Genomic DNA, 25,784 nt, shown 5'->3' on the forward strand with positions numbered 1-25,784 from the left:
CAATGACATTGAGGCGATGCTCGAGCGCCGCGGCGCTCCTGCTGGCAGTGACGGCAGTGGGTCCGCTGGGCTGTTCTCCCGAACAACTCACCAGCGGCGCCGACCCGATCGGCCTAGCCGCCCCAGCTCCGCTTCCGGCCGCACCGCAGCACATCGAACGGCCCGCCGAACTGACCGGTCCCGGATGTGATTCCGCCGCCTCGTACCCGGACAATCCGATGCTGGAGGCGGTCATGCTGTCCGCCGCGAAGGATGCCGGACTGCGGGCGCAAGCGCCGGGTTCGACTGCGCCGCAGCGGTTCACCGTCTTCGTGCCGGAGGAATCCGCCCTCGACAATCTCGACGAGAAGACCGTTCATCGCATGCGCAGCGACGCCTCGGAGCTGCTGAAAATTATTGCGCACCATCTGGTTCCGGTCGATCTTCCGCCGGATCGGATAGGCGGGCGGTATCTGGCGGCCGACGGAGGAGAGGTCACCGTGACCCGATCGGCCGACGGCATCGATGTGGACGATGCGAAGGTGATCTGTGGCGGCTTCCGCACCGCCACGGCCACCGTCTATCTGATCGACCGGGTGCTCACGCGCACCTCGGTGTGACGGTGCGCGCGGTGTGAGTCAGCGCGGGCTGAGCCGGACCACCGGGTACTGGCGCTCGGACTTGCTCTGGTACTTGGCGATACGAGGCTGGGCGGCGGCGATGCGCTGCCACGCCTCGTAGCGCTCGGCGCCCTGCAGCTGTTGCGGGACAACAGGTTCGGCTTCGCGACCCGGGAGTTCGATCTCGACCTGATCGGGGTGCGCCAGCATATTGGCGTACCAGCCCGGATTCCGGCTGCCGCCGCCCGATCCGATGAGCAGCCGTGCGTTCTCACCGTCGGCGAACCACGCCAGCGGTGACTGCCGCGGCTGCCCGCTCCGGCGGCCCACCGTATGGAGAATCAGCACATCCATGCCCATGAAGGTGCCGTGACCGTTCCGGATCTTCCGATTCATCCGGCCGTTCATCTTCTGCTGCATCCATCGGGAGAATGCTCCCGGCGTTCCGGCCGGGCGCTTGCCCGCCTGCTTTTCCTGTGCCATTTCTACCTCCGTTTACTCGGCGGACGTTTTCTCAGCGGACCTGTTGAATGCGCACCATATTTCCCGCCGGATCCCGGAACGCGCAGTCCCGGACCCCGTACGGCTGATCGGTCGGCTCCTGCACCACCTCGGCATCGGTGGCCTGTACCCGCTCGAAGGTGCCATCGAGATCCTCGGTCGCCAGCAGCAGGCTGGCATAGGTCCCCTTGGCCATCATCTCGACAATGGTGCGCCGCTCCTCCTCGGTGATACCGGGATCGGCAGCCGGAGGATGCAGAACAATGGAGGTTCCGGGCTGACTGACCGGCCCCACCGTCAACCATCGGAGCCCGTTGTAGCCGACATCCTTGCGAAGTTCGAAACCCAGGGCATCGCGATAGAAAGCCAGCGCTGCCTCCGCGTCATCATGCGGCAGAAAGCTCGAATGAATGGTGATATCCATTCCCGAAACGCTAATCTCGCCCCACCACCGGGGGCTTCTCGATTCCTGATCGGTTCCCGTGTCCGGGCGTGCTCGCGCCGCCCTAGACCACAGTGGGCGCAGGCCTCGAGATCACCGGATTCGCCGGTGAATGCCGCTAGGCTCGCCTGGTGCGGGTTGCCGGGAGTATGCGGAGCGACATGCTGAGACTCGGACGCCGAGTCATCGGCCTGGACTCCGCCGCCGCGCACTACGTCGCCGCGCTGCACAGCACCGAGCAGGAGGTTCCGGGGCTCGACCGCCGGGAAGTCCTGCAGTTCAGGCGGATCCAGTTGCTCGGCGCGACCGGCACGGTGGTGATGGCGGTCAGCGCGCTCGGCGTGGGCGCACAGCCGGTGCATCAGAATCCGGTATCGGGTGTCCCGGTCTTCGGACTGTTCGCGCGGCTCCCGACGTCCATGCTGGCAATGTGCATGATCGGCGTGGTCGCGGTGGTGGCGGCGTGGTTGTTGATGGGCCGCTTCGCCATCGGTAGCGTCGGCGGGGCGCCCTCGCACCGGATCACTCGTTCCCAGCTCGACCGGACGCTGCTGCTCTGGGTGACTCCGCTCATCGTCGCGCCGCCGATGTTCTCCAATGACGTGTATTCGTATCTGGCGCAGAGCGAAATCACCAGGCGCGGTATGGATCCCTATGTGGTGGGCCCGGCCACCGGACTCGGCCTGAGCAATGTGCTGACCAATAATGTGCCCAATATCTGGCGGGAGACACCCGCGCCGTACGGTCCGCTGTTCCTCTGGATCGGGCGCGGTATCGCCGAAATCACCGGGGACAACATCATTTTCGGCGTCTGGTCCCATCGGCTGCTCGAACTCGGCGGGATGGCATTGATCGTCTGGGCTCTGCCGCGACTGGCGCGTCGCTGCGGGGTCGCCCCGGTGAGCGCGCTGTGGCTCGGCGCGGCCAATCCGCTGGTGCTGTTCCACCTGGTCGCCGGGGCGCACAACGACACGCTGATGCTGGGGCTCATGCTGTTCGGGCTGGAATTCTGCCTGCGTGCGCTCGCCGGCGGCCCCGAGGCGGAACCGGGAGCGCCGCCAGGGTTGGACGGCCGGGCGTGGGCGCTGATGGTTCTCGGCGCGGTGCTCATCACCCTCGCGGCATTGGTCAAACTTCCCGCGATCGTCGCGCTCGCCTTCGTTGGTATGGCACTTGCCCGGCGGCGGGGCAGCACATTCGGTTCCCTGGTGGTCGCCGCGGCGGTCCTCGGTGTAATCGCCGGGGCGACAATGCTGCTCATCAGCTGGAGCAGCGGGCTCGGCTTCGGCTGGATCTACACGCTGTCCACCAATACGGCCGTCAACAGCTGGATGTCGCTGCCGACGGCGCTCGGCATCGCCACCGGATTCGGCGGCGTCCTGCTCGGATTGGGTGACCATACGAACGCGCTGCTGAGCATCACCCGCCCGATCGCCCAGGTGGTCGCCGCATACATCAGCCTGCGCATGCTGGTCGCCACCTGGACCGGTCGCCTGCACCTGATCGGTGCCCTGGGGCTGTCCCTGGGCGCCATCGTCCTGCTCTCCGCGGTGGTGCAGCCCTGGTACCTGCTCTGGGCGATCGTGCCCTTGGCGGCCTGGGCCACGACCCCGGCGTTCCGTGTTCCGGCAGTGGCGTTCTCGGTGGTCGTCGGAGTATTGCAGATGCCGCGCGGCGCCGACTTCGCCGTCGTGCAGATCGTCGAAGCCGCCCTTGCCGCAGTGGTCGTCTCGGCGATATTCATTGCCATGACACGCAATACGCTGCCCTGGCGAAACCCCTCGCCGGAGGGGTCGTAGCACAGGGCTTCCGCGTGGTTGTCACCCGATATGGACCACTCGTGCCCAAGTCGGCGGTGCGGGAACATAATTCGGTTCATCGTCATGTTGGGTGTGCTCCCGGCGGAACAGACCCACCACCGTCCGGCAGGACGGCCTAGCGGCCGGCCACGGCGTCTGACCGTCGGTCAGCACCACGATCACATCCGGACGTGCCTGTGCGCGTAGCGCTTTGGCGAACCCGGTCCGCAGGTCGGTGCCCCCGCCGCCGATCAGCGGTATGCCCTCCGCACGGCACAGCGGGTCCGTGATCCGGGCCGCGGCATCACACGAGAGCACCGTGACCAGATCGCGGCGACCGCCCACGGCCCGGGTGACAGCGGCCGTTTCGAGCAGCGCGCTGCCCAATTCGACATCGCTGACCGATCCCGAGGTGTCGATGACCACGCTGACCCGCGGTGGTGTGCGCCGCAGGCTCGGCAGCACGATGCCGGGCAGCGCGGCCGAGCGCCGAGCGGGCCGCCCGTAGGTGTAGTCCGCGCCGGCGCCGGAGGCCGAAGCCGCCGCGCGGATGGCCGCGCCGAGCAGATCTCGCCATGGTTGCGGTGGGTGCATCGCCTCCTGCGCCCAGCGCCGCCAGCCCTGGGGCGTGGTGCCCGGATCGCCGATAATGCCCTGCGCCACACGGAATCGGACCGCCTCGCGTTCCTGTTCGCTGAGCCCGTCCGCACCGTCCGGCCCGAGTTCCCACTCGCGATCCGAGCCGTCGGCGCCGCTGCCGCAGTCGAGCCACGCCAGCTCTTGCGTATGCCGACCGAGGCGGAACTGATGCAGGTAGTCCTCCATGAGCTCACCGGCCGCCAATCCGAGGGTCGCCGGCATGATCGCACCCTCGGGCCGGACCAGCCCGTGACCGAACGCATCGTCGTTGATCTCGGCGTCCGCGGCGATATTCATCCGCAGTCGTTCGGCCGGGCCACTCAGGTTGTGGCGCTGTGCGAATCGGTCACTGCGCCCGTGATGGTCCCGCAGCAGATGTGAGACCTCGTGCACCAGTACCGAAGCCAGCTCCTCCACCGGTGTGTAGTCCACGAACGCGGGCGATACATAGCACCGCCAATACCGGTCCACGCCCATGGTCGGCGCCCGGGGTGACTCGACTATGTGCAGTGCGAACAGGGCGGTCGACAGGTAGGGGCGGGCCCGCACCGCCAGTAGGCGGGCGGCATAGAGCTTGTCGAGATCCAGGCGTCCGGCGGCGGCTGTCATCGGCCCGCCTGCGCGGCGACACGGGCCGCGGCGCGATTCGCGCCCTGGGATACCGACACCATTCCGGTGAGTTGTTCGATGGATGCCGGTACGTCCCAATCGTCTTGGCGCAGGGTGGCGAGGGTGGTCGCGGGGACGACGACCAGATCCGGCGCACCGGTCTGCACGGCCTTCACCAGCAATGTCCAGGCCGCGTCCCAGCGGGATTTCTCCGGGCGTTTGCGGACCGCCGCCACCACACCGTCGAGCACCGCCTGGCGCAGATCCCCGCGTTCGGGCAGTTCGGCCGCGGCCGGATCGGCGAGCAGCAGCTCGGGGTCGGGGAGATCCATCCGGTCGATGGCGCTCAGGAGTTCGAAGCCGGGGCCGTCTCCGACGGTGCCCCGGACCAGCAGCGACAGCACATCCCGGCTCGAATCGGCCGCGGTGGCGAAGGCGATCAGCCGCAGGGTCATATCCCAGCTGCGCGGTGAGGGCCAGGCGCCGCCGCGGCGGGTCTCGCTGGTGGGCAGCTGATGTACGAGTTTGGGGCGTGCCGCGAGCAGCCCGCATACCGCGCGCCGGGCGAAAAGTACTGCCTCCGGGAGCTTTTCGGGATCGAGTGCGGGCAACATCGCGCGTGGCCAGGTTCCGCCGAGGCCACGGACGACCACGTCATGATCGTGGGTCCATTGCAGGTGCACAAAACGGTTGGCCAGCGGCGGGCTCAACTCCCAGCCGTCGGCCGCCGAGGAGCGCGGGTTGGCGGCGGCGACGATGCGGACACCGGCGGGCAGTTGGAGCGCGCCTATGCGCCGCTCCAGCACCAGGCGCAGGAGAGCGGCCTGCACGGCCGGCGGCGCGGTGGAGAGTTCGTCCAGGAACAGCAATCCCCGGCCGGCCCGCACCAGGCGTACGGCCCACTCCGGCGGAGCCATCGGGACGCCCTGGGTCGCCGGATCGTCGCCGAGGATGGGCAGGCCCGAAAAGTCCGAGGGCTCATGCACACTCGCGATAACGGTGGTCAGGGGGAGTTGCAGGGACTCCGCGAGCTGGGTCAGGGCCGCGGTCTTGCCGATTCCCGGTTCGCCCCACAGGAGCACCGGGAGATCGGCGGCCACGGCCAGTGTCAGGGCTTCGAGTTGGCTATCCGCGCGGGGCTCGGTGGTCACCGTGCCCAGCAGGGTGAGCAGTTCGCCGGCGATGTCGAGTTGGGAGGTGTGTGCTCGATCGGAGAGGGGAGCGTACGGGGCGTATGAGGGCATGCGTGAATCACCTTGGGGTTGAGTAGAAGTGAATGGGCCGCGAAAGTCGCGGGTCACCGCAAGACGGCGTGGCGCGGATGCGTGCGGTGCGGCGGGCGCGGGCGCCCGTCGCGTTCCGGGCTGGGGCTGGAGAGCCCGGATCGATACAGCCCGTAGGTGATCCGCCGCTGCGCGGCCGCCTCCAGTTCGTCGCGCAGCGCTCCGTCACGCAGTTGCGCACCCGGACCCAGGAGGCCTTCGACAACGGCAAGCGCACCGGCAATATCGCCGTGGCGCAACCGTTCTCGAACGCCGGTGAGGCAATCCGGGTGGCGATGCGCCTGATCGATCGCCTGTAAGCAGGGCAGCGGAGTGCCGGTCAACGCGACCAGCAACTCCTCCCGCCGGACTTCGGCCGGGTGGTGATCCAGTGCGGTCAGCACGCCGTTCAGCAGCCCGATTCGGTGCTGTTCGCCGCGGCACTCCACCAGGTGTGGGTGATCGGACCGGTCTGTACCGCAAGGTATTTCGGCCGGTGAGTAGCCCGGTACGAGCGCCGAGGCGACGAGCGGATGCAGCCGATCGGCCGTTATCGCACCGGCCCGGAGCAGTTCCAGGTCGGGGAGTGCCCAGGTCGCCGCGTCCGGCAGCACCGGCAGTGCGGACACGCTGCCACGCGGGTATTTCCGCACGATCCGCAGCACGGCAGGGTCGTCCCCCTGTGTATATGGCTCCACGACAACCCGTCGGCGCGCTCCCGGGCGCACCAGCAGCGGACCGGCCGGGAGCCCCTCACCGTGCAGCAGAATCTCCGCCTCGGCAGCCCATCGCTCGATCGCGCACCCCTGTTGCGCCAGCTCCTGTAGCCCGGGGTCCATGAGATCAATGGCAGCGAATTGATCTGCCCCGGAACGTATTCGAAGCTCGTCGCTTCGCCGTGCATCCCAGAGGTGCCGGTGGAGATCGAGTCGGAATCGCCGATCGGGGCGGGAGTGCGGGTGCAGTCCGGTGCCGGTCCCGGGCAGGGATTCGCCCCATAGTGCGAGGCTGATCCGCTGACCGGCATCCGCCCAGGCCGGTGCGGTCCGGGCGACAAGATGCACCGAACCCGCGCTGCCACAAGAAGTTCCGTGCCCCTCGGCGCTGTACCGAGCGAGTGTCATCGTCAGACCGGGGCGTAACAGCCCGTCAGGAGCAACCCTGGGCATCTGCCACCGCAGCAGATCCGGCGCCAGCCGACGCAGATCGGCCCGCACCCGGACCGCGAGGTCCCGCCCGTGCGTACGCACCAGCGCACCCAAATCAATATCAACATCGAAACCCGCTGCGGCACAAGCCCCGCCCCAGTCCCCGGCCGCACGCCGAGCACTCGCGGTTTCGATCATGGAAGGCGGAACAGCGAACTCGCGCACACGCCGCCAGACAGAAATCCGGGATCCGTTCCCATTCGCCATCGAAGTGAGCATCAGCACTCACCAGACACGAACGAGACCCCCAATCCTTCTTCAGAATGAGTCATCATCGTCCCGACTATAACGCCCCACCCCACCCCGAGCCAGTCGAGGGGTTGTCCGCCCTAGCCGCGGGCCGGATCACTGTCGGTGGCCTGTGCCAGCAGGTACGTTTCGGCGAGCTCGCGCAATCCGTATGAGCGGCCGGTGACGTTGTCGGTGTTCACGTTCCGATGTCTATCAGGTGGCATCCGGGTCGGCTGGATTCCGTCGCCGGGATGGGCGGCGGGAGTCGGCCGCTCGCGGACTGGGAGCGGCCGACCCTTCGGGGTTAGGCGTCGCCGGCTGCGGTTCGGATGAGGGTGGCGACTACGTCGGGGCGGGAGACGTAGATGGCGTGGCTGCCGGGGGTGTCTACGACGGTGGCGCCGATGCGTTCGGCCATGGAGGCCTGGGCTGCGGGCGGGATCATTTTGTCTTCGGTGACGTGCAGGTACCAGCTGGGCTTGAGGCGCCAGGCGGGTTCGCTGATGGGGCCGCCGAGTGCTTCGAGGCCCCAGGGGACCTGGGAGTCGGCGAGGAATGCGGCGTCCTGGTCGGAGAGGTCTCCGGCGAAGGACTCGTGGAACTTCGCGCGGTCGAGGAAGAGGTAGCCCTGCTGGGGGGCGAGGATCGGGGGCTGGGGGCCGTCCTGGGGGAAGCCTGCGATGAGCGAATTGACCGATTCGCCTTTGTCGGGGGCGAAGGCGGTGATGTAGACGAGGGCGGTGACCTTGTCGTGTGTGCCTGCCTCGCTGATGACCGCGCCGCCGTAGGAATGCCCGACGAGCACGGCTTCGCCCTCGATATCGTCGAGGATCTGGCGGGTCGCCGCGGCATCGTCGGCGAGCGACTTGGTCGCATTCTGTACGACGCGCACGCGGTATCCATCGTTGGTGAGCTCGTCATAGACTGCTCGCCATCCGGACCCGTCCACGAATCCGCCGTGAACCAGGACGACGGTCTTGCTCTTCGCACTCATTCCGAGTCTCCTCTGCACTGAATTGCCGTTCGGCACAATCGAATCTAGGTTCGTGTCGGCGCGGGAGAATCCGTCAATTGACGTAGTTCAGTCGCGCTGCGGGGCCAGGGCGTCGCGAAGGGCGCTGCGAGTGCTGATGCCGAGCTTCGGGAAGACCCGGTGCAGATGGGTGGAAACCGTTCTCGCCGAGAGGAACAGTCGTTCGGCGATCTCCTTGTTGGTCAGCCCCGAGGCCGCAAGTTCCGCGACGGCCCGCTCCTGGGGTGTCAGAGCCGAGCCGCGCACCTCCGCGGGCACCGGCTCACCGGCCGCCCGCAGTTCCGCTCGAGTCCGTTCCAGCCATGGCATCGCCCGCAACTGTGCGAAAGCCTGTGCCGCGGTGGCCAGATGCACTCTGGCCGCCGCCGGTTCGCGCTCCCGGCGCAGCCTTTCCCCGTAGAGCAATTCTATTCGGGCACAGTCGAATACCCACCGCCTACTGTCCGCAGTGCCCAATGCCTCCTCGAACAGCCTGCGCCAGCCACGCGGATCGGAGACAGCGAGGGCGGCGGTGGTCAGCATCCGGAGCCTGGGGGAGAGTTCCGGCAGACCGGCCGTGGCAGCGGCCTCGGCATGGGCTCTCGCTTCGGCGCCTCGTCCGCTGCGTGCGGCCGCTTCGGTGAGGTCGAGCACCAGCCACACCGCATGCGGCCCGTAGTGCGGGAAATCCCCCGGCGCAGTGATCGACGCCGCATGCCGGTACGCCTCATCGAAACTCGAGCGCCCGAGCGCCGACACACATCGAATATGCGAGGAGTAGGCGGCATAGGTGACCAGATGCCGCGGTGCGGCCCACAGCAACAGTTCCTCGGCGGCCAGATCAGCTGCATCCCTCTGCCCCCGGGCCGCATCGACGAGTGCGCGCAGCAGCCGTCCCGGTCCCGCGAGCAAGGTGTAGCCGAGCTCGGCACACAATTGCAGCCCCTCGTCCGCGACCGCGAGCAGCGCATCCCAGTCGCCTTCGAAGAAATTCAGCTGGGCGATCAGGAACAGCGCCTCGATGGCCTTGGCGATCGCGCCACCGCGCCGGCCGTCCTCGATCACCCGCCACAGGGCTTCGCGGGCAGCGCCGATGCGATCGATATAGGCGCCCGCGGTCGCGACCCGGACGATCCGCACCGGATCCGAGGTGAAGCGCAGCCCGTCGAGCGCTCCGGTGAGCTGCCGCAGATCCTCCCGCGTAGCACCGACCGGATCGGCAAAGATGTTGTGCAGCAGGGACAGCGTATCCATCGGCTGCGGTTCGGCACGCCGCAGCACCACGCCGATGTCGTCCCAGAGGTCCCGTCGGCCACTGAAGAATCCGATATACAGCAGCGTGTGCAGCGCCTCGACCATGGTGTCCGCACGGGAACCGATTTCACGATCGTGCACCCGGATGGTCGCGAGCAGCAGCCTGCCTGCGGTGGTGGCGTCACCTTCGTCATTGAGCAATTGGTAGGCCGCCGCGACCGCAGCTTCCAGCGAAGGCGACTCGCGCACCTCCGCGCGATTCACCTCCGCCAGCAGCCGGGCGGTATCGGCCAGGTCCCCGGTGATCAACGTCCCGAGATACGCCGCCCGCGCGGTCCGCCTGGCGCGATCGGAATCAGAGGTGCTCAGCTCAGCGGCCCGCAGCAGTGCCGCCGTCGCCCGCCTGCTGTCGCCATGCCGAATCATCTGCTGTGACAAAGCTTCCAGCGAGGCGGCGATCTCACTGTCGGGTCCGACCGCCGCGTGCCCGAGATGCCACGCCCGCCGCTGCGGATCCCGGTCGAAGGCCTCGGCGAGCACCCGATGCACCAGCCGCCGTTCCGCGCTCGTCGACTGCTCGATGACCGCCGCGCGAATCAGCGGATGCCGGAACTCCACTCTGCCGGTGCGAGGATTCACCCGCACCACCCCCGCGCGCTCGGCCTGGGGAAGATCGGCGAGCCCCTGCGGATTCGGTGCCCACTCCTGCAGCGTCACACTGTTCTCCGCACCGGCGAGAACAACGAACAGCAGCATTCGCCGGGTGCCCTCCGGCAGTCCTGCCAGCCGATCGGCGAACACCCGCTGTAACCGATCGGTCAGCGGCAGCAGCGCGGGCAAAGGGGCTGGGGGACAGGCATTCTCGAACGCGACAGGCAGTTCGAGCAGCGCCAGCGGATTCCCGAGCGCATCGGCACGCAGGCGTCGGCGCACATTCGCGGTCAGCGCCGGATACGCGACGCGCAGCAGCGCATCGGAATCACCCTCGTCCAGCGGCGTCAGATCATGGACGCGAAATCCACTGCGGGTGAAGCCGTCATCGAATTCCGCGCGCCCGGCGACGACCAGGCGAATGCCGATCCCGGTCCAGCGCCGGGCCGCATAACTCAATGCCATCGTGCTGGGCAGATCCAGCCACTGCACATCGTCGACGATCAGCAGCAGCGAAAAGCCCTGCCCCGCAGCGGCCTGCAGGAGCGCCAGCGTGGCCGCACCTGCGATCAGCTGCGAGGGCATCGCCCCCGGCTCCGACCCCATGATCACGTTCAAGGCCTGCCGATGTGTCGCACCGAGCTCATCGGCCGCGTCCAGCAGCGGGTGCAGCAGCTGATTGAGCGCACCGAACTTCAGATCCGCCTCGTACTCGAGCGCCGCCGCCCGCAGGACCCGAAAGCCATGGGACACCGCGATATCGGCGGCCATATCCAGTACGGCGGTCTTTCCCACCCCCGGTTCGCCGCGGATGACCAGTACCGGCTCATCGCCGGCCTTGCCGAGTACGAACGCCTCGAGCAGCTCACGCTCGACCTCACGACCCACCAGCACGTCGACCCGGACCACCGTTCGACAGTACTATTCACCCAGTCGGCATCACGGGTGAACGGCGGGACACGCACTCCCAATCATCCACTGCCAGAACGGGGAACGGTGAATTGCTAGTCAACGACCCAGCGGAACTCGGGTACCTGATGCATCAGGCCTTCAACGACCGGGATATCGACGCCATCGACACGATTTTCGCCGCCGACTTCCACAGTCACCCGCTGGCCGCCGGGCGGGACGCGCTCAAGGTGGCATGGAAGGCACTTGCCGACCAGCATCCGGATTCGCGGACAGTGGTCGATCATGCCTTCGCGCACGGTGACGTGGTCGCACTGCGTGCGACCGTGCACGGATTCGACCCCGGCGGGCAGACAACCACACTGCTCGAGATGTTCCGCGTCGCCGACGGGCGCATCGCCGAACTCTGGGGCGCGATGGCCACCGCTCACCAGCGCTCCTGACGCATTCTTCCAAGACCCCGCGATCGGCCGCTCGTAGCGTTCCAGGCATGAACAAGATCCTTTCCGCGCTGACCGAATGTGCCGCTGAAGCCGCCCGCGTGGCCCGGGAAATCCGCCCCGGGCAACTGTCCGGGCCCACGCCCTGCACCGAGTTCGATACGCGCGCGCTCATCAATCACTGGGTGCTCTACTCCTCGTACGGACTGGAGTGCCGGGCCTTGCGTCAGGCGATTCCGGACGAACTGACCGACCGCGACTTCACCGCGGTGCCGGACTGGGCCGAAGAGTTTGCGGCACAACTGGATCGGGCGCTACACGCCTGGTCCGACCCCGCAGTCTGGGAGGGGGATATCGACCTCGGCTGGGCTACGACACCTGCCGCCGATGTCGCTGGGATGCTGCTGTTGGAACTGGCTCTGCACGGCTGGGACGTGGCCGCCGCCACCGGCCTGCGATACCGGGTCTCCGAGTCGTCGGCCGCGACCATCCAGCAGATCATCGACGTCAGCGGCAAGGAGTATCGGGAATACGAAATGTTCGGTGCGGCAGTCGATGTCGCCGATACCGCGGACCCGTGGACGCGCGCTGTCGCCGCGTCCGGCCGAGACCCGCAGTGGGCGAGCACAATTCGATCCTGATCGCCGCTGGGAAGCGCAGAACGGTGTACGGGTGTCTGGAAATGGGCAACCAAAGGTTGCGTGATCGCGGTTGATTCGCTAGCTTTATGTGCAACCAAACGTTGCATATGGAGGAAGCGTGACGAGTACCGAGTACGGCAGTATCGAACGAGAGATCTACGTCGACGCCTCGCCCGAGGTGGTTTTCGAGGTGGTCAGCAGTCCCGAGCACATCTCGCAGTGGTGGACCGACGACGCCGAGTTCGAGGTGAGTCCCGGCGCGGTCGGGGAATTCGTCTGGGGCGACCGGGTGGATGTCCACGCGATGACGGTGGTGGACGTACAGCCGCCGCGCCGGTTCTCCTTCCGCTGGTGCTTTCCCGACGACAAGGTCGAGGACTCCGCCAATTCGCTCCTGGTGACCTTCGAGCTCACCCCCTCCGGCGCCGGCACCACGATTCGCCTCACCGAGACCGGATTCCGGGAGATGGGCTGGGAGGTGGCCAAGTTGGAGGAGCAGTACCGCGAGCACAGCATCGGCTGGGACACCTTCGTTCCCCGACTAGGGGAGTACCTCGCGCGGCTGGTGTCGACCCCGTGACCGCTGCCGTCGACGACGACCTCTGGTCCGCAATCGGGGATCCGACCCGTCGGCGGATGCTCGACCTGCTGCTGGCCGCCGGTAATGGCACGGCGACCAGCCTCAGCGAGCAACTACCTGTGACCAGGCAGGCCATTGCGAAACATCTCGGCGTACTCGACCGCGTCGGCCTGGTGCACGCCACGCCCGCCGGGCGCGAACGCCGGTACCACGTGGACGAGGCGCAACTCGCGCGCGCGGTCGCCCAGCTGGCATCGGTCGGCTCGGCCTGGGATGCCCGCCTCCGGCGTATCAAGCGCATTGCCGAGGCCATTCAGGCCGCGAAAGACCAGCGCTCCACCCAGTAGTGAATCTCCGAACGCCCATCCGATTGCGAACACCGGAAAGAAGATTCGAAATGGTAGACATCCTGCACAGAGTCGGAATCAAGTCCGAGCCCGACGCGGTCTACGCGGCTCTGACCACAGTCGAGGGGCTCGCCGGCTGGTGGGCGAACAATACTCAGGGCGTAGCCGATGAGCTGGGCGGTGTAGTCCAATTCCGCTTCGGCGCGGGCGGATTCGATATGAAGGTCCGTGAGCTCACCCCCGGCAAACGCGTGTCGTGGGAGGTCGTCGAGGGCCCCGAGGAATGGGTCGGCACGCACGTGGACTGGGACCTCAGCCAGGCCGACGGCTACACCATCATTCTTTTCAACCACCAGGGCTGGAAGGAGCCGGTCGAATTCATGCACCACTGCAGCACCAAGTGGGCGCTTTTCCTCATGAGCCTCAAGTCGCTGGTCGAGACCGGTACGGGCACCCCGGACCCCCATGACGTCAAAATCGACAACTGGAACTGACCTGCGCTCAGCGGTGTGACGGCCGCCATAGCCGCGGCATGTCACACTCCGTCCGCCTGCGGAGTCTTCCTTACGTACGGGTGTCGCCCGACCGCGGCACGGGTCCGAATGTAAGGACAGGGCAATGGAACTGGAACCTCGATTCAACCTTCGCACCAACGAGCTCGGCGCCAAGATCGGCAAGCGGATCGCGGGTGTCGGCCTGCTGCTGAAGGAATCGTCGCTGCCGCATACGACGCAGCAGCTGATCGAGATCCGCGCCAGCCAGATCAACGGCTGCGGATTCTGCACCGATATGCATACCAAGGACGCAGCCGTGGCGGGGGAGACCTCGGTGCGGCTGAACCTGGTCGCCGCCTGGCGGGAGGCCACGGTCTTCACCGAGGCCGAGCGGGCCGCACTGGCCCTGGCCGAGGAGGGCACCCGGCTGGCCGACACCCATCAGGGCGTCAGCGACGACACCTGGGCGGAGGTTCGCAAGCACTACGACGACGACCAGATCGCGGCGCTGATCTCGGTGGTCGCGGTGATCAACGCCTTCAACCGGCTGAACGTGATCGCCCGGACTCCCGCGGGCAGTTACGAGCCCGGCATGTTCAACTGAAAGGCGAAAGCACATGTCGAGCAATCAGACCGCGGCCAACAAGGCCGCCTTCAAACGCCTGCACGATGTGGTCGGTACCGGTGACGCGGAGCTGATCTCGAAGACGATCGACGAGTTGGTGCGCCCCGATGCGCTGCTGCACATCCCGCTACCGGTGGAATCGGGCGGGGCGCAAGGGTTTCAGCAGGTGATGACGACCTTCCTGCGCGCCTATCCGGATATCGAACTAGCAGTTCAGGACATGATCGCGGAGGCGGACAAGGTTGTCGGCAGGACCGTGGTCACCGGAACCCATCGTGGTGAGTTCATGGGCCTCGCGCCTACCGGGAGATCGGTCGAATACGACGAAATCTTCATCTTCCGGTTCGTCGAAGGTCAGGTCGCCGAGGTCTGGGGTGTGGCCGATGTTCTTACCCAGATGAAACAACTGGGCGTGCTCGAGCGGTAATACCAGCGGCGCAGCGCCCCGAATTCGCGTCGGGGCGTTGTGATCTTGAGTAGCGGTGGATTGTATGGCAGGGTCTAACCGATCTATGGCCGAATACATCGACTGATAATTCCGCCTCGACGGAAGACGTAGCGCGACGGGGATCGGTGCAGCGTGCGGGCCGACGAAGCATAAGCATAGGGAGTGATGAGTGCTGCATACAGCTTTCCGTACCGCCGCATTAACGCTGACCGCGGCATTGTCCATGGCGCTGCTCGGCGGCGGCACGGCAGCGGCGGATGCCCAGAAGCCCCCGTCGGTCACCTCGGTGACCAAGGATGGGCGCACCTGGCATCTGAAGGTTTACTCGGCGGCGATGAACAAGGACATCGCGGTCGACGTGCAGCGTCCGGTCGACGAGTCCACACCCGCGCCGAACCTCTACCTGCTCAACGGCCTGGACGGCGGTGAGGGCACCGCGAACTGGAAGACCCAGACCGACGTGCTGGGCTGGATGGCCGATAAGCAGGTCAATGTGGTCCAGCCGATCGGCGGGCAGGGCAGTTACTACACCGACTGGCTGAAGCCGGATCCGGTGCTCGGCGTGAACGAGTGGAAGACCTTCTTCACCGAGGAGCTTCCGCCGCTGCTCGACGACACGCTGCATTCCACCGGATTGAACGGATTGGCCGGCACCTCGACGTCCGGAACGTCGGTGCTGCAGCTGGCCGAGGCCAAGCCGGGACTGTTCAAGTCCGTCGCCGCCTACAGCGGTTGCGCGCAGATCGCCGACCCGGCCGGTCAGCTGTTCGTCAATCTCGCGGTCGGCACCTGGGCCGGCGGCGATACGAAGAATATGTACGGCCCGTCCGACAGCCCGCTGTGGGCCGCGAACGATCCGGTCATCAATGCCGAGAAGCTGCGCGGCACCCTGCTCTATGTCTCCGCCGGCAGCGGTATTCCGGTGGCGAACGACGTTCAGTACTACCTGAACAACGGCGGGCCGACGACCCTCGCGCTCGGCATGATCATCGAGGGTGCGGTCAACGCCTGCTCGCATAATCTCAAGGGCAAGCTCGATTCGCTGAACATCCCCGCGACCTACCAGTTCAACCCGGTGGGAACGCACTACTGGCCGTACTGGCAGCAGGCGCTCGAGGAGTCCTGGCCGCTGCTCGCACAGGGCATGGGACTGGCGAACTAACCACTCGTCCAGATGGGCTTGAGCCGAAGCCGGTTGCATGGGAAGGTCATACGGGCCTTCGGGCCGCCTGTGCGTCGATTTCGATAGTCGGCGCACAGGTTTCGAGTGACAGTTTCGCTTCGACGGAACGCAGCGGCATGGACGGTGCAGCCTGCGGGCCCGGCGAAGCACAGGCTTGGGGTGACCCACGGATTGGATTGACTGGTTTATGAAGCTCTCCGCACTACGCAGCGTGGCCTCCGTCCGGACCACTGCTCTAGCGCTCACCGCCGCACTGTCCATGGCGCTGCTGGCGGGCACCGCCGGCACCGCTTCGGCGGATCCGCAGCAGGCCCCCTCCGTCACGTCCGTCACCAAGGACGGTCGCACCTGGCACCTGAAGGTGTACTCGGCGGCAATGGATACCGATATCTCGGTCGACGTGCAGCGTCCGGCCGACGATTCGCAGCCGGCGCCGAACCTGTACCTGCTCAGCGGGTTGGACGGCGGCGAGGGCACCGCGAGCTGGCAGGGCAGTACCAATGCCCTCGACTGGCTGTCCGACAAGCCGGTCAATGTCGTCCTGCCGATCGGTGGTCGCGGCAGCTACTACACCGACTGGCTGCAGAAGGATCCGGCTCTGGGTCTGAACAAGTGGAAGACCTTCCTGACGGAAGAGCTGCCGCCGCTGCTGGACGACACGCTGCACTCCAACGGCCTCAATGCGCTGGCGGGCCTGTCGACCTCGGGTACCTCGGTACTGCAGCTGGCCGAGGCCAAGCCCGGTCTGTGGAAGACCGTCGCCGCCTACAGCGGCTGCGCGCAGATCGCCGATCCGGCGGGTCAGGCCTTCGTCAAACTCGCCACCGAGACCTGGGCCGGCGGCGATACGAAGAATATGTACGGCCCGTCCGACAGCCCGCTGTGGGCCGCGAACGATCCGGTCATCAATGCCGAAAAGTTGCGCGACACACTGCTTTACATCTCCAGTGGTAGCGGCATCCCGGTCACGGGAGACGTTCAGTACTACATGAACGGCGCCGGCGCCATGGGTGCGGTGAACCTCGGTCTGGGCATGGTCATCGAGGGCGCGGTCAACGCGTGCACGCACAACCTCAAGAGCAAGCTCGATTCGCTGAACATCCCGGCGACCTACCAGTTCAATCCGATCGGTACGCACCGCTGGTCGTACTGGGAGGACGCGCTGCACACGTCCTGGCCGCTGCTGGCCCAGGGCATGGGTCTGACTCAGCCGTGATCACCGCTCGGTAGGGGTCCGGCATCGGACCCCTACCGGTCGCGATCAGGCGGCGGGCTCGCTGCGGTAGCGCGCGGGCCTGCCGTCGATACGCAGGATCTTCCAGATGAGCCGCGAGACCGGATTCATCAGTCCGGCATTACCGATCAGCATGCGCACGTCGGCGAAGAAGTCGCTCAGTGCCCGGCGTGATTCGGGGCTCCGCCAGTAGACATCCTTGAAAACCGCACGCGGCACATCGAATTCGCGGCGGAAGCGGCTCGGCGGCACCGCGATCAACCACAGCGCCGCCCGCATGGTGATGGGCGTGAGCACCGACAGCGCGAAGCGGCTGACCGCCGACAGTTCCGGCACGTGGTGCTCGACGTATTCATGGGCGAACGAAATATGCCGGGCTTCCTCGGCGACATGGATCTGCATGACCCGGGTGATCATCGGATGCATCTCCGAGTCCGAGCGCAGAATCGCCTTCTGGCCGTGATCGATGGGTTCCTCTCCGGCCAGCACCATAATGAAGAACCAGGTGGGGAAGGCGATCGGCACCAGCGGGACGATCGGGCCGAGCGCCCGGGTCAGGCGGCTCATTCCGGGCACGTCCACACCGATTCGATTGACCACCTGCTGGAACATCTGGGTGTGATTGCACTCCTCGGCGGCCTCGTGCGTGCTGTAGCGGAACTCCGGCGACCCGTTGGGCTGTGAGAACACGTACTGCATCAGCCCGCGAATGAGGATGTTCTCGAACTGCAGCCCGACCTTGGCGATATTGGCCTGCCGCCACATACCGATGGCAATCTGCTTCTCCCGCGGCAGCGCCCGGTACCAGGGGTGTGCGCCGAACGGATCGGCGGTCGGCAGAATCCAGCGTTCGTCATCGGGCACCACCGCGAAAGCCGGGTCGTCCCAAGGGATATCGAGGAAGGGATCGAACTTCCGATGGACCGATCCTTCCGACAGTGTGGCGAGTGTGTCGGTGTACTGCTCGTCGGTGTGCGCGGACGTGGCGTGGGTGGTGGACGTCATCGGCTGTCTCCTCGAACCCCCGATCGCGACACCGTGTCGCGGTCATAGGAGTACGGTAGCCCGGCACGTCAGGTCGGACAAGGGGTGATCGCGACACTATGTCGCGATCATGGTCGCGCCTACAGCGCGGCGGACGCCCGAGCCAACAGGTCCCCGACCGGAATATCCGGGTCGACCTGCAATCCTCGCGCCCGAGCATGACCATCGACGAGAAAGACGATCGACTCGGTCAGCATCCGGCTCATCTCCGCCGCGCCCCAGCCCTCGGGCCGCGTGTGCAGCCATCGCGTCACCGCGCCGTCCACCATCGATACGATCGAGAACGCCGCCACCTCGATCCCCGGATCGGTCTGCCCCAGCACCGCGGCGGCCGTCTCGAACAGCGACGCAATCCGTTCGGCCACAGCGGCTTTGGTACCCGTGACAATGGCCTGCCCGTTCGGCTCATTGCTCCCGGGCCCCCGTTCGATCCATTCGTGCAACCGCGGCGTCGCCGCCACCAGCGTCACGTACACATCGATCGACCGAAAGATCGTCTCCCGCAGGGTGTCCCCGGGATCGAGCGTCGGCATCACCTCATCGGCATGCGATTCGACCGCATACTCCCGCGTCCGCGCGTCGAGATCCTTCCGGTCGATGAAGTGCCGATAGATCACCGATCGCTTGACCCCGGCCCGATCGGCAATGGCCTGCAAGGGAATATCCGCCCCGGGCTCGCACTCCTCGATCAATTCGATGAGCGCATCCATGATCACCCGCCGCCGTTCGGCATTGTGATCCCCCCACCGCCCGCCGGCCACCTTCGCTACCACCATCCGCCCAGCATTCCACCAAACCGCCGCCTCCAAGACCCACCACCCCACAACCCGGGACAGTCTCGGCGGGTCAAGTCGTCGCGGCCTGCGGTGCGGTTCGCATTTTCAATGGCTGACGGTCAGGGCGAACGGGGTGAATCCGAACGCCTTCAGTAGCGGGGCGGTCAGCAGTGTGAATGCCTCGGGCGCGCGAGCGGTGGTGATATCACCGAGATCGAGAATCCATTCGGAGGCCCAGCCGAGGTCGGTGAGTAGCGCTGTGGCGGACTGTTTTGCCTGGCCGTCATTGCCGGAGAGGAAGGCGGTGGCCGGGTGGGGCAGGGATTGCGGAGCGGTCATGACGGTGTAGAGCATGGTGTTGAGGGTCTTGACGACCCGGGTGCGGGGGAGCGCCTGCTGCAGCTCCTCGGCGAGACTGCCTGCGGGATAGAGCAATTCGGAGGGCAGGCCGTCCGGCCCGCGTTCTGTCGCATTGGCGATGTCGATGAGGACCTTTCCCGCCAACTCCTCGGCAATGCTGGAAAGGACTGCGACGGAGACGTTTCCGGGCAGTGCATTGATGATGATGTCGGCGCCGGCGGCGGCCTCTGACAGTGACGCGATGGCGATCTGCGCGGGCGCCTCCACGGGACCGCGCGCGCCGACCGTCACGGTATGTCCGGCGGAATGCAGTGCGGTGGCGAGATTGAGGCCGACGCGACCTGCTCCGAGAACGGCGATGGTGGTCATGATTGCTCCTCCTTGTTCAGTGGTTCGTGAGTGCGGTGACAGCGGCGGCGTGCACGCCGGGCGCCGTGGCCAGGAAGGTGTCGGAGGCAGGCGTCCACGCTCGACCGCCGATATCGGTGACGACACCGCCTGCCTCGGCGACGAGCAGCGCGCCGGCCACGGTGGCGGCCCGGTCCTGACCGTGCAGCCAGAACACATCGAGCTGTCCGGCGGCCAGCCGTGCCAGATGCTGCGTGGACGGCACGCCGGAGCGCACGACCAGGGCGTTTCGGTACATTGCGGCGATCGATCGGCCCTCCTCATCGCTTCGCTCGGTGTGGCCCGGGGCGGCTTGGGCGGTGGCGGCGATTGCCATCGCCAGATCGGTCTTTCGGGAGGCATGGATCGGCAGGTTGTTGCGGAACGCACCGCCGCCGCGCAGCGCGGTGTACGTATCGCCGGAGAGCGGAGCGTGCACGACGGTCAGCAGCGCGGTGTCATCGCGGACCAGGCTCACGGCCACCGTCCACTCGGGCAGACCGTGTACCGCATTGACATTGCCGTCGGCGGTATCGACCACCCACCACTCACCCGCGCCGAGCAGTCCGGTCTCGAACTCGCCTGCCCAGTCGGCATGCGGTCGCACGGCTTGCAGTCCAGGACGCAGGATGTCCTCCGCCAGCTGATCATTGTGGGTCAGTGCCGCGCGGATTTCCTCCCAGTCGCTGGGCGCCGCGCCCATGGCAGTGAATTCCGCGGCCTGGCGAGCGCCTGCCCTGCGCACGGCAGCGACTACTTGCTCGAGTTGTGTGCTCTCGATCGTCGCGCTGGTCATCATCTTCTCCTTCGCTGTGCGGTGGTTGCTGCGGACAGTTCTATCGGCGTTGCACGCGTACAGAGCGCTCAGGGCGATGGATATGCTCAGTACTGGACAAAGGAGAAGGACAGAAGCATGGAATCGGACACCACCCTGGATGATCTGGACCGCCGCATCGTCTCGGCCCTGCAGATCGACGGTTTCGCTCCGGTCGCCCTGATCGGCGACGTACTGGGCGTTTCCGGCCGGACGATCTCGCGCCGTGTGTCGCGGCTGACCCGCTCGGCGGGGCTGCTGGTGACCCGGGTGCCGGCCCGCACGTCCTATCCGGCGGATGCCTCGATGGTGTTGCGCGCCAAGGTGCTGCGAGGTCGTATCGATGCCATTGCCGATGCGCTCGCCCGGCGCCCGGATGTGCCCTTTGTGGACATCACCCTCAGTGGCGACGAGATCGTCGCACTCGCGATCGCCGATCCGCGGGTGCGGGATCGCCTGATCTACGAACAACTTCCGGCCAGCAGTGCCGTGGTGTCCACCACCGCCCTGTCGGTGCTGCACGTCTTCGCGGACGCCGCCGACTGGCGCGCGGGATACCTCACTCCCGAGGAGATCGCCGCGCTGACGCCGCCGGCCGCGACCGAGTCCGCCGCGCCCGATGCCGCTGATAATCACCTGCTGGCCGAGCTGACCCGGGACGCCCGCCTCGGGATCTCCGTCTTGGCCACCGCGACAGGACAATCCGAATCCACCGTGCGCCGTCGTCTGCACCGGTTGCGCGCGATGGGACTGCTGCGCACCCATGTGTCGATCGATGCGGCGCTGATGGGCTACGCGGTCGATGCGCACATCTGGATGAGCGTGTCCCCGGGACGGCTGCACGACACCGGATTACGGCTGGCGGGCGATCACCGTGTGCACGGGGTCATGGCGACGACCGGGCCGACGAATCTGCTCGCCACGGTCTTCTGCCGGAATTTGCCCGGACTCTATGAATTCGTCACCGATACGCTCGGCCCTCTGGATATCGCGACCGTCGATACGAGCGTGGTCGGCCGCGCCGTCCAGCGTGCCGGTTATCGAGGCGCGACGATCCGATAGTGGTGACCGAAATAGTACCGTTGTGCCACTTCGAATTTGAGTGTCCAAGCGTTTGCCCGCAGGAAAGAAGTTGGCACAATAAGTCATCTACTGCCCATTCCGCTGCGGCGAGTCGTGCCACTACAGTGATGGTCGGTCCAGGAGGTGTGGGGTAAGTCCCTGGGTCCGTTCGGGTGGTGGGGGTTTCGCTCGGCTCTCCCGGTGGCAATGTGCAGCCGGGTGAAACCCCTACCGTACGAGCTGGTTACGTACATTCGAGGTGAGGGTGGCGATGACAGCGGTGACAGTTCCCAAGGCCCAGCAGTTGTTGACAACGCAGCAATTGCTGACCGATGTGCTGCATCGATACGGCAGTGTGGATGCCTTTCTCAACCGTCTCCGCGGCGCGCTCGACGCGCCAACTGTCGAGTTGCCGAATGTCAGCCCGGACGACCTCGAGTCGGGAGGCAGTGGCCGTCATCGCCGCCCGGATATGGGCTGAATTCGCCTCTCGGAATTCGCCGGCGATTGCCGTCAGATCAGGTGCGCGCCGCCGGTATTCGGGGTCGGCGCGGTAACCGTATCGGTGGGGCGCGGGCTCATATCGAGAGTGACCTCGTGCTGGGCGTCGACGCCGCGCACCAGTGAGATGGGAAGCGTCCCGGACCCTGTCGCTGCGCTCAGTGCCGTGTGCAATGCGGTAATCGAGCGGAGATCTCGGTCGTCGGCGCGCAGCAGCACATCGCCGGTCCTGATTCCCGCGCCCTCCGCTCGCGAACCGGGCTCGACCTCCCGGACCAGCAGTCCGGTGAACTCGGGGAGCCCGACTGCCCGGCGCATCTGCACGGCAATGTGCGCCGGCGCCAAAATCATTCCCAGCCTGGGAAATTCATCGTCGGGAACCGATCCTTCGAAGGACACCAGCAATCGGCGCAGAATGCTCTCCAGGGCCTCGCGCTGCTCGGGATCGAGCGCGGCGAGTAGTCGATCCTCGATGCTCAGGTGCGCGGGCGTGACGCGGTCGAACAGTTCACGGCCCGCGGTGGTCAGGGCCACGCGCGTATTGCGCTTATCGCCCGGATCGGGGGAGCGGGTGACCAAACCCTGCTCCACGAGTCGATCGACGCGGACGCTGATCGTGCCGGAGGTCAGCCCGAGCTCGCGCATCAGCACCCGCTGCGAGATCCCGCCGGCGCCCTCGTGCAGCCGCAAGGTCGCCAGCGCGACATAGTCCGAACCGGTGAGCCCGAACTCGGCGAATCCGGCCTCGACTTCCGCCTCGATAATGCGCCGCACCCGCCCGAGGCGCTGGACCACCGCCACCGGTGAGTGATCGAGCTCGGGCAGCGACCGGGTCAATCCGGCCAGCAGCCGATCCACGGAATCCTGCGGGCCCTCGGGGCCGGTTTGCGCACGGGTTGACGACGACACCCGGTCAGCCTACGCTTCGGATCAATAGCTTGGACTCAAGCTATTTATCCAAATCAAGGAGCTGGGCCGAATATGGACCTACAACTGCAGGGCAAGCGAGCGCTCGTCACCGGAGCATCCAGTGGCATAGGCCGCGCGATCGCGCTCGGATTGGCCGCCGAAGGCGTCGCCGTGGTCGTTCACGGGCGCGACGGCGACCGGGCGAAGGCCACCGCCGACGCCATTACGGCCACCGGCGGCGTGGCGGCCGTCGCACTGGGAGATCTCGCATCCGATGCGACGGCGAAGGAGGTAGCGGTAAGCGCGACAACGGCTTTCGGCGGCATCGACATTCTGGTGAACAATGCCGGCGGCCTCGGCGCGGACGGCTGGACCACCGCCGTCGCCACCGACTGGCTCGCGCTCTACAACACCAATGTCGCTTCCGCGGTGCGGTTGATCCACGCGCTGACGCCGCAGATGCGAGAAGGCCGGTGGGGCAGGGTAATTCAGATCGGCAGCGCGGCGCACCCCGATCCGCTCCCCATGCGGGCGGCCTACAGCGCCGCAAAGGCGGCGCTGGCCAATCTCACCGTCAGTCTGTCGAAGGAATTGGCCGCCACCGGGATTACGGTCAATACCGTCAGCCCCGGCCCGGTCCTGGTCGAGGGCTGGTGGGACTTCGCCCGGGCGTTCGCACAGGGCCACGGTCTGGGCGACGATGTCGCCGCCGCGACTCGAATGCTGCTCGACGGGCCATTGGCCAACCCGTCGGATCGCCTGGTCGAGCCCGCCGAGATCGCGAGTTCGGTGGCCTTCCTCGCCAGTCCGCTCAGCGCGTCCATCAACGGCGCGAATCTGCGCATCGACGGCGGATTGGTCTCGACCGTCAACTGAGCACCGGCGGCTCACCTCTCGCAGGGGGAGTTCAGCCGCGCGGCGACGCTTCAGCCGCGCCGTGCCTCCGGCCGAATCGCCTCGTCGATGACCACGCGATTTCCGCCGTCATGTTTGGCCTGATACATGGCCGAATCGGCACGCTGCAGCAGGACCTGCGGTGTCGGATGCGGACCATCGCCGCCGATGGCCACGCCGATACTCACGGTCACCGGCACGGTGTGCTGGGCGGCGGCGGATTGGCGGAACAGTTCGGCCGCGGCACCGGCCTCCTCGGCGGACATCAACCCGACCACGGCGAATTCCTCACCACCGGTCCGGGACACGATCAAATCGGGGGTCGCGGCGGCCTGGATCCGCTGCGCCGTCCGCATCAGCACGTCATCGCCCACCGAATGACCGAAGCGGTCGTTGACGCTTTTGAAACCGTCCAGGTCCACGATCATGACGCAGATCCGCGCCAGATCACTGGTGGCGAACATTCTGCTCAAATGGAATTCGAGCCCGCGCCGATTGATCAGCTTCGTCAGCGGATCCGACATCGATTCGGTCTGCACCAGCCAGAACATGAACTGCAGTGAGGGCAGCGCGACCACCAGCGCGGCCATGACGATCAGCACGATGGCGGTGGCGAGGAAGATGTCACCGCCGCCGGTCACCATATGCCAGGACAGCACCAGCACCGACAGCACCGACCAGAGCGCATGCGCGGCAAGGACTTTGGGACTGTGGAAGAAGGTGAGATAGGAGCCGGTGACCACCAGCAGAATGACGCCGAGCGAGCCGTATACGCGATTGGAGTCCTGCAGACAGCCGACGGTGATGCTCACATCCGCGGCGGCGAACAGGATCAGCGATTCCTTCGCGCTCGGCCACGGCCCGAACCACCATCGCAGCGCCCACAGCAGTGCGCCGATACCGATGATGGCGAAGATCACCCGCCCCGACGTATCGGAGGGGCCGCTGGGCGAGGCCGCCGTCGCCGCGGCCACGAAGGCCATGACCAGTCCGCCCGCGCCGACGGACCACTGCTCCCAGCGCAGCACCGAATGGGATTCCAGGACGTGCACCAGCCAGCGGCGATCGATCGGATCCCGCCACCATGATTTCAACAATCCCGCACTGCTACCCATGGGCTCCGTTTGGTAGGTCACGCGCCGCGCATGACCCGCCATACCCACGAAAGCCCGGGTCAATGCGATTTCACCTGTCAGATGCACCCAGTGTAAGACGCCGGTGCGCGGGCCCTGCCGTAGGCGCGGCCCACACCGGCTCAGGCGGCGGGTAGCGGCTGCGCACCCGGCGCAGCCCGTACGAGTCCCTGCGCGCTGCCGGGCGGGAAGTGCGCGGTGGTCCGCGTTTTACCCGCCCGGATACAGCTTGCGCGGCGAGCGCGCCGGTCAGCCGCGGCGCATACGCGGGCCCTGTCCGCCGGAGAAGCCGTGGTGGTGGTGTCCGTGATGGATCATCACGATCATCAGGATCAGATACAGCGCTCCGAATACCACGATCAGTGCGCCGCCGACGCACAGCGATACGATGCCGAGCCATCGGGCCCGGTGCGACGCGTGCTGCGCGCCCTCCACATCACCTTCGCTCCAGAGCGGAAACACATTGAGCGCGTGGGTGAATGCCGAGAAGGCCAGCGGCCAGAAGACGAGCAGGGACGCGACCGCCCAGCCCACATTGCTCGGCGGGCGCCGCACGGGGAACGCGGGTGGCGCGACCGGCTCGGGTTCGGTGGTATCCGGTGCGGGTTCGGTGCTGATCGGCTCGGTGAGGGAAGTGTCTGCTTCCGATTCCGGTTTCGGGTTCGTCATGGTGACAACCTCTTCGAATGACCAGGTAGGCGCTGTTCGCCACCTGCTGTGAGGTCGATTACGTCACCGAAGTCTGGTGAACGCCAGTGAATGGCCGGTGAGACACCCGTGATGTTCCTGGATGGTT

28 protein-coding genes are annotated in these 25,784 nt (G+C 66.6%); 14 read left to right on the plus strand and 14 right to left on the minus strand.

All coding sequences use genetic code 11. The features are described from left to right. The first annotated feature begins 2 nt into the window (after window positions 1-2). The gene (locus OG326_RS19490; protein WP_327146073.1) at window positions 3-599 is read left to right on the plus strand and encodes a fasciclin domain-containing protein; all 597 of its coding nucleotides are present in this window, start codon (window positions 3-5) and stop codon (window positions 597-599) included. A gap of 18 nt (window positions 600-617) precedes the next feature. On the opposite strand, the gene OG326_RS19495 is transcribed toward OG326_RS19490, so the two are convergent. Together OG326_RS19495 and OG326_RS19500 are read right to left on the minus strand one after the other, a co-directional pair. Continuing rightward, window positions 618-1,082, minus strand: a complete 465-nt coding sequence (locus OG326_RS19495) for a nitroreductase family deazaflavin-dependent oxidoreductase (RefSeq protein WP_327146074.1) — start codon at window positions 1,080-1,082, stop codon at window positions 618-620. Window positions 1,083-1,113: 31 nt separating this feature from the next. Then, window positions 1,114-1,524, minus strand: coding sequence for a VOC family protein (locus OG326_RS19500; RefSeq protein ID WP_327146075.1), 411 nt, complete (start codon window positions 1,522-1,524; stop codon window positions 1,114-1,116). 179 nt (window positions 1,525-1,703) lie between these two features. Between OG326_RS19500 and mptB the strand changes: the two genes are divergently transcribed. Continuing rightward, window positions 1,704-3,341 carry a polyprenol phosphomannose-dependent alpha 1,6 mannosyltransferase MptB gene (mptB, locus tag OG326_RS19505; protein WP_327146076.1) on the plus strand — a complete coding sequence of 546 codons (1,638 nt, stop codon included), beginning with the start codon at window positions 1,704-1,706 and terminating at the stop codon, window positions 3,339-3,341. Between the two features lie 21 nt (window positions 3,342-3,362). On the opposite strand, the gene OG326_RS19510 is transcribed toward mptB, so the two are convergent. From OG326_RS19510 to OG326_RS19530, 5 genes are all read right to left on the minus strand, one after another. Continuing rightward, window positions 3,363-4,589, minus strand: coding sequence for a vWA domain-containing protein (locus tag OG326_RS19510; protein ID WP_327146077.1), 1,227 nt, complete (start codon window positions 4,587-4,589; stop codon window positions 3,363-3,365). After that, on the minus strand, window positions 4,586-5,833 hold the full coding sequence (locus tag OG326_RS19515) for an AAA family ATPase (protein WP_327146078.1): 1,248 nt from the start codon (window positions 5,831-5,833) through the stop codon (window positions 4,586-4,588). Before OG326_RS19515 ends, OG326_RS19510 begins: the two co-directional genes overlap by 4 nt. Before the next feature lie 53 nt (window positions 5,834-5,886). After that, window positions 5,887-6,690, minus strand: coding sequence for a hypothetical protein (locus OG326_RS19520; protein ID WP_327146079.1), 804 nt, complete (start codon window positions 6,688-6,690; stop codon window positions 5,887-5,889). A 904-nt stretch (window positions 6,691-7,594) separates the two neighbouring features. Next, window positions 7,595-8,284: an alpha/beta fold hydrolase gene (locus OG326_RS19525; RefSeq protein ID WP_327146080.1), complete on the minus strand. Its 690-nt coding sequence runs from the start codon at window positions 8,282-8,284 to the stop codon at window positions 7,595-7,597. A gap of 87 nt (window positions 8,285-8,371) precedes the next feature. After that, complete coding sequence (locus OG326_RS19530) at window positions 8,372-11,116, minus strand: AAA family ATPase (RefSeq protein WP_327146081.1); 2,745 nt, start codon at window positions 11,114-11,116, stop codon at window positions 8,372-8,374. A 92-nt stretch (window positions 11,117-11,208) separates the two neighbouring features. Between OG326_RS19530 and OG326_RS19535 the strand changes: the two genes are divergently transcribed. From OG326_RS19535 to OG326_RS19575, 9 genes are all read left to right on the plus strand, one after another. After that, entirely contained in the window at window positions 11,209-11,559 is a 351-nt protein-coding gene (locus tag OG326_RS19535) for a nuclear transport factor 2 family protein (protein ID WP_327146082.1), read from the plus strand. A 47-nt stretch (window positions 11,560-11,606) separates the two neighbouring features. Beyond that, complete coding sequence (locus tag OG326_RS19540) at window positions 11,607-12,197, plus strand: TIGR03086 family metal-binding protein (RefSeq protein WP_327146083.1); 591 nt, start codon at window positions 11,607-11,609, stop codon at window positions 12,195-12,197. A gap of 118 nt (window positions 12,198-12,315) precedes the next feature. Next, on the plus strand, window positions 12,316-12,777 hold the full coding sequence (locus OG326_RS19545; protein ID WP_327146084.1) for an SRPBCC family protein: 462 nt from the start codon (window positions 12,316-12,318) through the stop codon (window positions 12,775-12,777). After that, window positions 12,774-13,124 carry an ArsR/SmtB family transcription factor gene (locus OG326_RS19550; protein ID WP_327146085.1) on the plus strand — a complete coding sequence of 117 codons (351 nt, stop codon included), beginning with the start codon at window positions 12,774-12,776 and terminating at the stop codon, window positions 13,122-13,124. The genes OG326_RS19545 and OG326_RS19550 overlap by 4 nt, the downstream gene beginning before the upstream one ends. A 50-nt stretch (window positions 13,125-13,174) precedes the next feature. Further along, a complete protein-coding gene (locus tag OG326_RS19555) occupies window positions 13,175-13,618 on the plus strand; it encodes an SRPBCC family protein (protein ID WP_327146086.1) in 444 nt (147 codons plus the stop codon). A gap of 130 nt (window positions 13,619-13,748) precedes the next feature. After that, window positions 13,749-14,222 carry a carboxymuconolactone decarboxylase family protein gene (locus tag OG326_RS19560; RefSeq protein WP_327146528.1) on the plus strand — a complete coding sequence of 158 codons (474 nt, stop codon included), beginning with the start codon at window positions 13,749-13,751 and terminating at the stop codon, window positions 14,220-14,222. A 13-nt stretch (window positions 14,223-14,235) separates the two neighbouring features. Continuing rightward, entirely contained in the window at window positions 14,236-14,670 is a 435-nt protein-coding gene (locus tag OG326_RS19565; RefSeq protein ID WP_327146087.1) for an ester cyclase, read from the plus strand. Window positions 14,671-14,914: 244 nt separating this feature from the next. Next, window positions 14,915-15,853 (plus strand): alpha/beta hydrolase, encoded by a 939-nt coding sequence (locus OG326_RS19570; protein WP_327146529.1) that lies wholly within the window; start codon window positions 14,915-14,917, stop codon window positions 15,851-15,853. 208 nt (window positions 15,854-16,061) lie between these two features. After that, on the plus strand, window positions 16,062-17,090 hold the full coding sequence (locus OG326_RS19575; RefSeq protein WP_327146088.1) for an alpha/beta hydrolase: 1,029 nt from the start codon (window positions 16,062-16,064) through the stop codon (window positions 17,088-17,090). 45 nt (window positions 17,091-17,135) lie between these two features. On the opposite strand, the gene OG326_RS19580 is transcribed toward OG326_RS19575, so the two are convergent. The 4 genes from OG326_RS19580 to OG326_RS19595 all read right to left on the minus strand — a co-directional run bounded on the left by OG326_RS19580 (window position 17,136) and on the right by OG326_RS19595 (window position 20,471). Next, window positions 17,136-18,113, minus strand: coding sequence for an AurF N-oxygenase family protein (locus tag OG326_RS19580; RefSeq protein WP_327146089.1), 978 nt, complete (start codon window positions 18,111-18,113; stop codon window positions 17,136-17,138). 119 nt (window positions 18,114-18,232) lie between these two features. Next, window positions 18,233-18,928, minus strand: a complete 696-nt coding sequence (locus OG326_RS19585; protein ID WP_327146090.1) for a TetR/AcrR family transcriptional regulator — start codon at window positions 18,926-18,928, stop codon at window positions 18,233-18,235. 105 nt (window positions 18,929-19,033) lie between these two features. Then, window positions 19,034-19,657 (minus strand): NADPH-dependent F420 reductase, encoded by a 624-nt coding sequence (locus OG326_RS19590; RefSeq protein ID WP_327146091.1) that lies wholly within the window; start codon window positions 19,655-19,657, stop codon window positions 19,034-19,036. A gap of 16 nt (window positions 19,658-19,673) precedes the next feature. Further along, complete coding sequence (locus tag OG326_RS19595; RefSeq protein WP_327146092.1) at window positions 19,674-20,471, minus strand: inositol monophosphatase family protein; 798 nt, start codon at window positions 20,469-20,471, stop codon at window positions 19,674-19,676. A gap of 117 nt (window positions 20,472-20,588) precedes the next feature. On the opposite strand from OG326_RS19595, the gene OG326_RS19600 reads away from it, so the two are divergent. Then, window positions 20,589-21,551, plus strand: coding sequence for an Lrp/AsnC family transcriptional regulator (locus OG326_RS19600; protein WP_327146093.1), 963 nt, complete (start codon window positions 20,589-20,591; stop codon window positions 21,549-21,551). A 271-nt stretch (window positions 21,552-21,822) separates the two neighbouring features. Beyond that, complete coding sequence (locus OG326_RS19605) at window positions 21,823-22,032, plus strand: hypothetical protein (RefSeq protein WP_327146094.1); 210 nt, start codon at window positions 21,823-21,825, stop codon at window positions 22,030-22,032. A gap of 32 nt (window positions 22,033-22,064) precedes the next feature. On the opposite strand, the gene OG326_RS19610 is transcribed toward OG326_RS19605, so the two are convergent. After that, entirely contained in the window at window positions 22,065-22,961 is an 897-nt protein-coding gene (locus OG326_RS19610) for a MarR family transcriptional regulator (RefSeq protein WP_327146095.1), read from the minus strand. Between the two features lie 72 nt (window positions 22,962-23,033). On the opposite strand from OG326_RS19610, the gene OG326_RS19615 reads away from it, so the two are divergent. Next, the gene (locus tag OG326_RS19615) at window positions 23,034-23,837 is read left to right on the plus strand and encodes an SDR family NAD(P)-dependent oxidoreductase (RefSeq protein WP_327146096.1); all 804 of its coding nucleotides are present in this window, start codon (window positions 23,034-23,036) and stop codon (window positions 23,835-23,837) included. A 50-nt stretch (window positions 23,838-23,887) separates the two neighbouring features. Here the strand turns inward: OG326_RS19615 and OG326_RS19620 are convergent, their stop codons facing one another. Together OG326_RS19620 and OG326_RS19625 are read right to left on the minus strand one after the other, a co-directional pair. Continuing rightward, window positions 23,888-24,970 (minus strand): GGDEF domain-containing protein, encoded by a 1,083-nt coding sequence (locus OG326_RS19620; protein WP_327146097.1) that lies wholly within the window; start codon window positions 24,968-24,970, stop codon window positions 23,888-23,890. Between the two features lie 267 nt (window positions 24,971-25,237). Continuing rightward, window positions 25,238-25,657, minus strand: a complete 420-nt coding sequence (locus OG326_RS19625; RefSeq protein ID WP_327146098.1) for a CD225/dispanin family protein — start codon at window positions 25,655-25,657, stop codon at window positions 25,238-25,240. Between the last annotated feature and the right edge of the window lie 127 nt (window positions 25,658-25,784).

This window comes from Nocardia sp. NBC_01327 (assembly GCF_035958815.1).
Taxonomy (GTDB): domain Bacteria; phylum Actinomycetota; class Actinomycetes; order Mycobacteriales; family Mycobacteriaceae; genus Nocardia.

Bases quoted from the DNA above. Each gene is read 5' to 3' on its own strand.
- OG326_RS19605 (WP_327146094.1), top strand. From the start codon at position 21,823: ATGACAGCGGTGACAGTTCCCAAGGCCCAGCAGTTGTTGACAACGCAG.
- OG326_RS19490 (WP_327146073.1), top strand. From the start codon at position 3: ATGACATTGAGGCGATGCTCGAGCGCCGCGGCGCTCCTGCTGGCAGTG.
- OG326_RS19525 (WP_327146080.1), bottom strand. From the start codon at position 8,284: ATGAGTGCGAAGAGCAAGACCGTCGTCCTGGTTCACGGCGGATTCGTG.
- OG326_RS19580 (WP_327146089.1), bottom strand. From the start codon at position 18,113: ATGACGTCCACCACCCACGCCACGTCCGCGCACACCGACGAGCAGTAC.
- OG326_RS19590 (WP_327146091.1), bottom strand. From the start codon at position 19,657: ATGACCACCATCGCCGTTCTCGGAGCAGGTCGCGTCGGCCTCAATCTC.
- OG326_RS19625 (WP_327146098.1), bottom strand. From the start codon at position 25,657: ATGACGAACCCGAAACCGGAATCGGAAGCAGACACTTCCCTCACCGAG.
- mptB (WP_327146076.1), top strand. From the start codon at position 1,704: ATGCTGAGACTCGGACGCCGAGTCATCGGCCTGGACTCCGCCGCCGCG.
- OG326_RS19510 (WP_327146077.1), bottom strand. From the start codon at position 4,589: ATGACAGCCGCCGCCGGACGCCTGGATCTCGACAAGCTCTATGCCGCC.
- OG326_RS19555 (WP_327146086.1), top strand. From the start codon at position 13,175: ATGGTAGACATCCTGCACAGAGTCGGAATCAAGTCCGAGCCCGACGCG.
- OG326_RS19620 (WP_327146097.1), bottom strand. From the start codon at position 24,970: ATGGGTAGCAGTGCGGGATTGTTGAAATCATGGTGGCGGGATCCGATC.
- OG326_RS19575 (WP_327146088.1), top strand. From the start codon at position 16,062: ATGAAGCTCTCCGCACTACGCAGCGTGGCCTCCGTCCGGACCACTGCT.
- OG326_RS19520 (WP_327146079.1), bottom strand. From the start codon at position 6,690: ATGGACCCCGGGCTACAGGAGCTGGCGCAACAGGGGTGCGCGATCGAG.
- OG326_RS19570 (WP_327146529.1), top strand. From the start codon at position 14,915: ATGGCGCTGCTCGGCGGCGGCACGGCAGCGGCGGATGCCCAGAAGCCC.
- OG326_RS19600 (WP_327146093.1), top strand. From the start codon at position 20,589: ATGGAATCGGACACCACCCTGGATGATCTGGACCGCCGCATCGTCTCG.
- OG326_RS19495 (WP_327146074.1), bottom strand. From the start codon at position 1,082: ATGGCACAGGAAAAGCAGGCGGGCAAGCGCCCGGCCGGAACGCCGGGA.
- OG326_RS19540 (WP_327146083.1), top strand. From the start codon at position 11,607: ATGAACAAGATCCTTTCCGCGCTGACCGAATGTGCCGCTGAAGCCGCC.
- OG326_RS19595 (WP_327146092.1), bottom strand. From the start codon at position 20,471: ATGACCAGCGCGACGATCGAGAGCACACAACTCGAGCAAGTAGTCGCT.
- OG326_RS19500 (WP_327146075.1), bottom strand. From the start codon at position 1,524: ATGGATATCACCATTCATTCGAGCTTTCTGCCGCATGATGACGCGGAG.
- OG326_RS19515 (WP_327146078.1), bottom strand. From the start codon at position 5,833: ATGCCCTCATACGCCCCGTACGCTCCCCTCTCCGATCGAGCACACACC.
- OG326_RS19615 (WP_327146096.1), top strand. From the start codon at position 23,034: ATGGACCTACAACTGCAGGGCAAGCGAGCGCTCGTCACCGGAGCATCC.
- OG326_RS19565 (WP_327146087.1), top strand. From the start codon at position 14,236: ATGTCGAGCAATCAGACCGCGGCCAACAAGGCCGCCTTCAAACGCCTG.
- OG326_RS19585 (WP_327146090.1), bottom strand. From the start codon at position 18,928: ATGGTGGTAGCGAAGGTGGCCGGCGGGCGGTGGGGGGATCACAATGCC.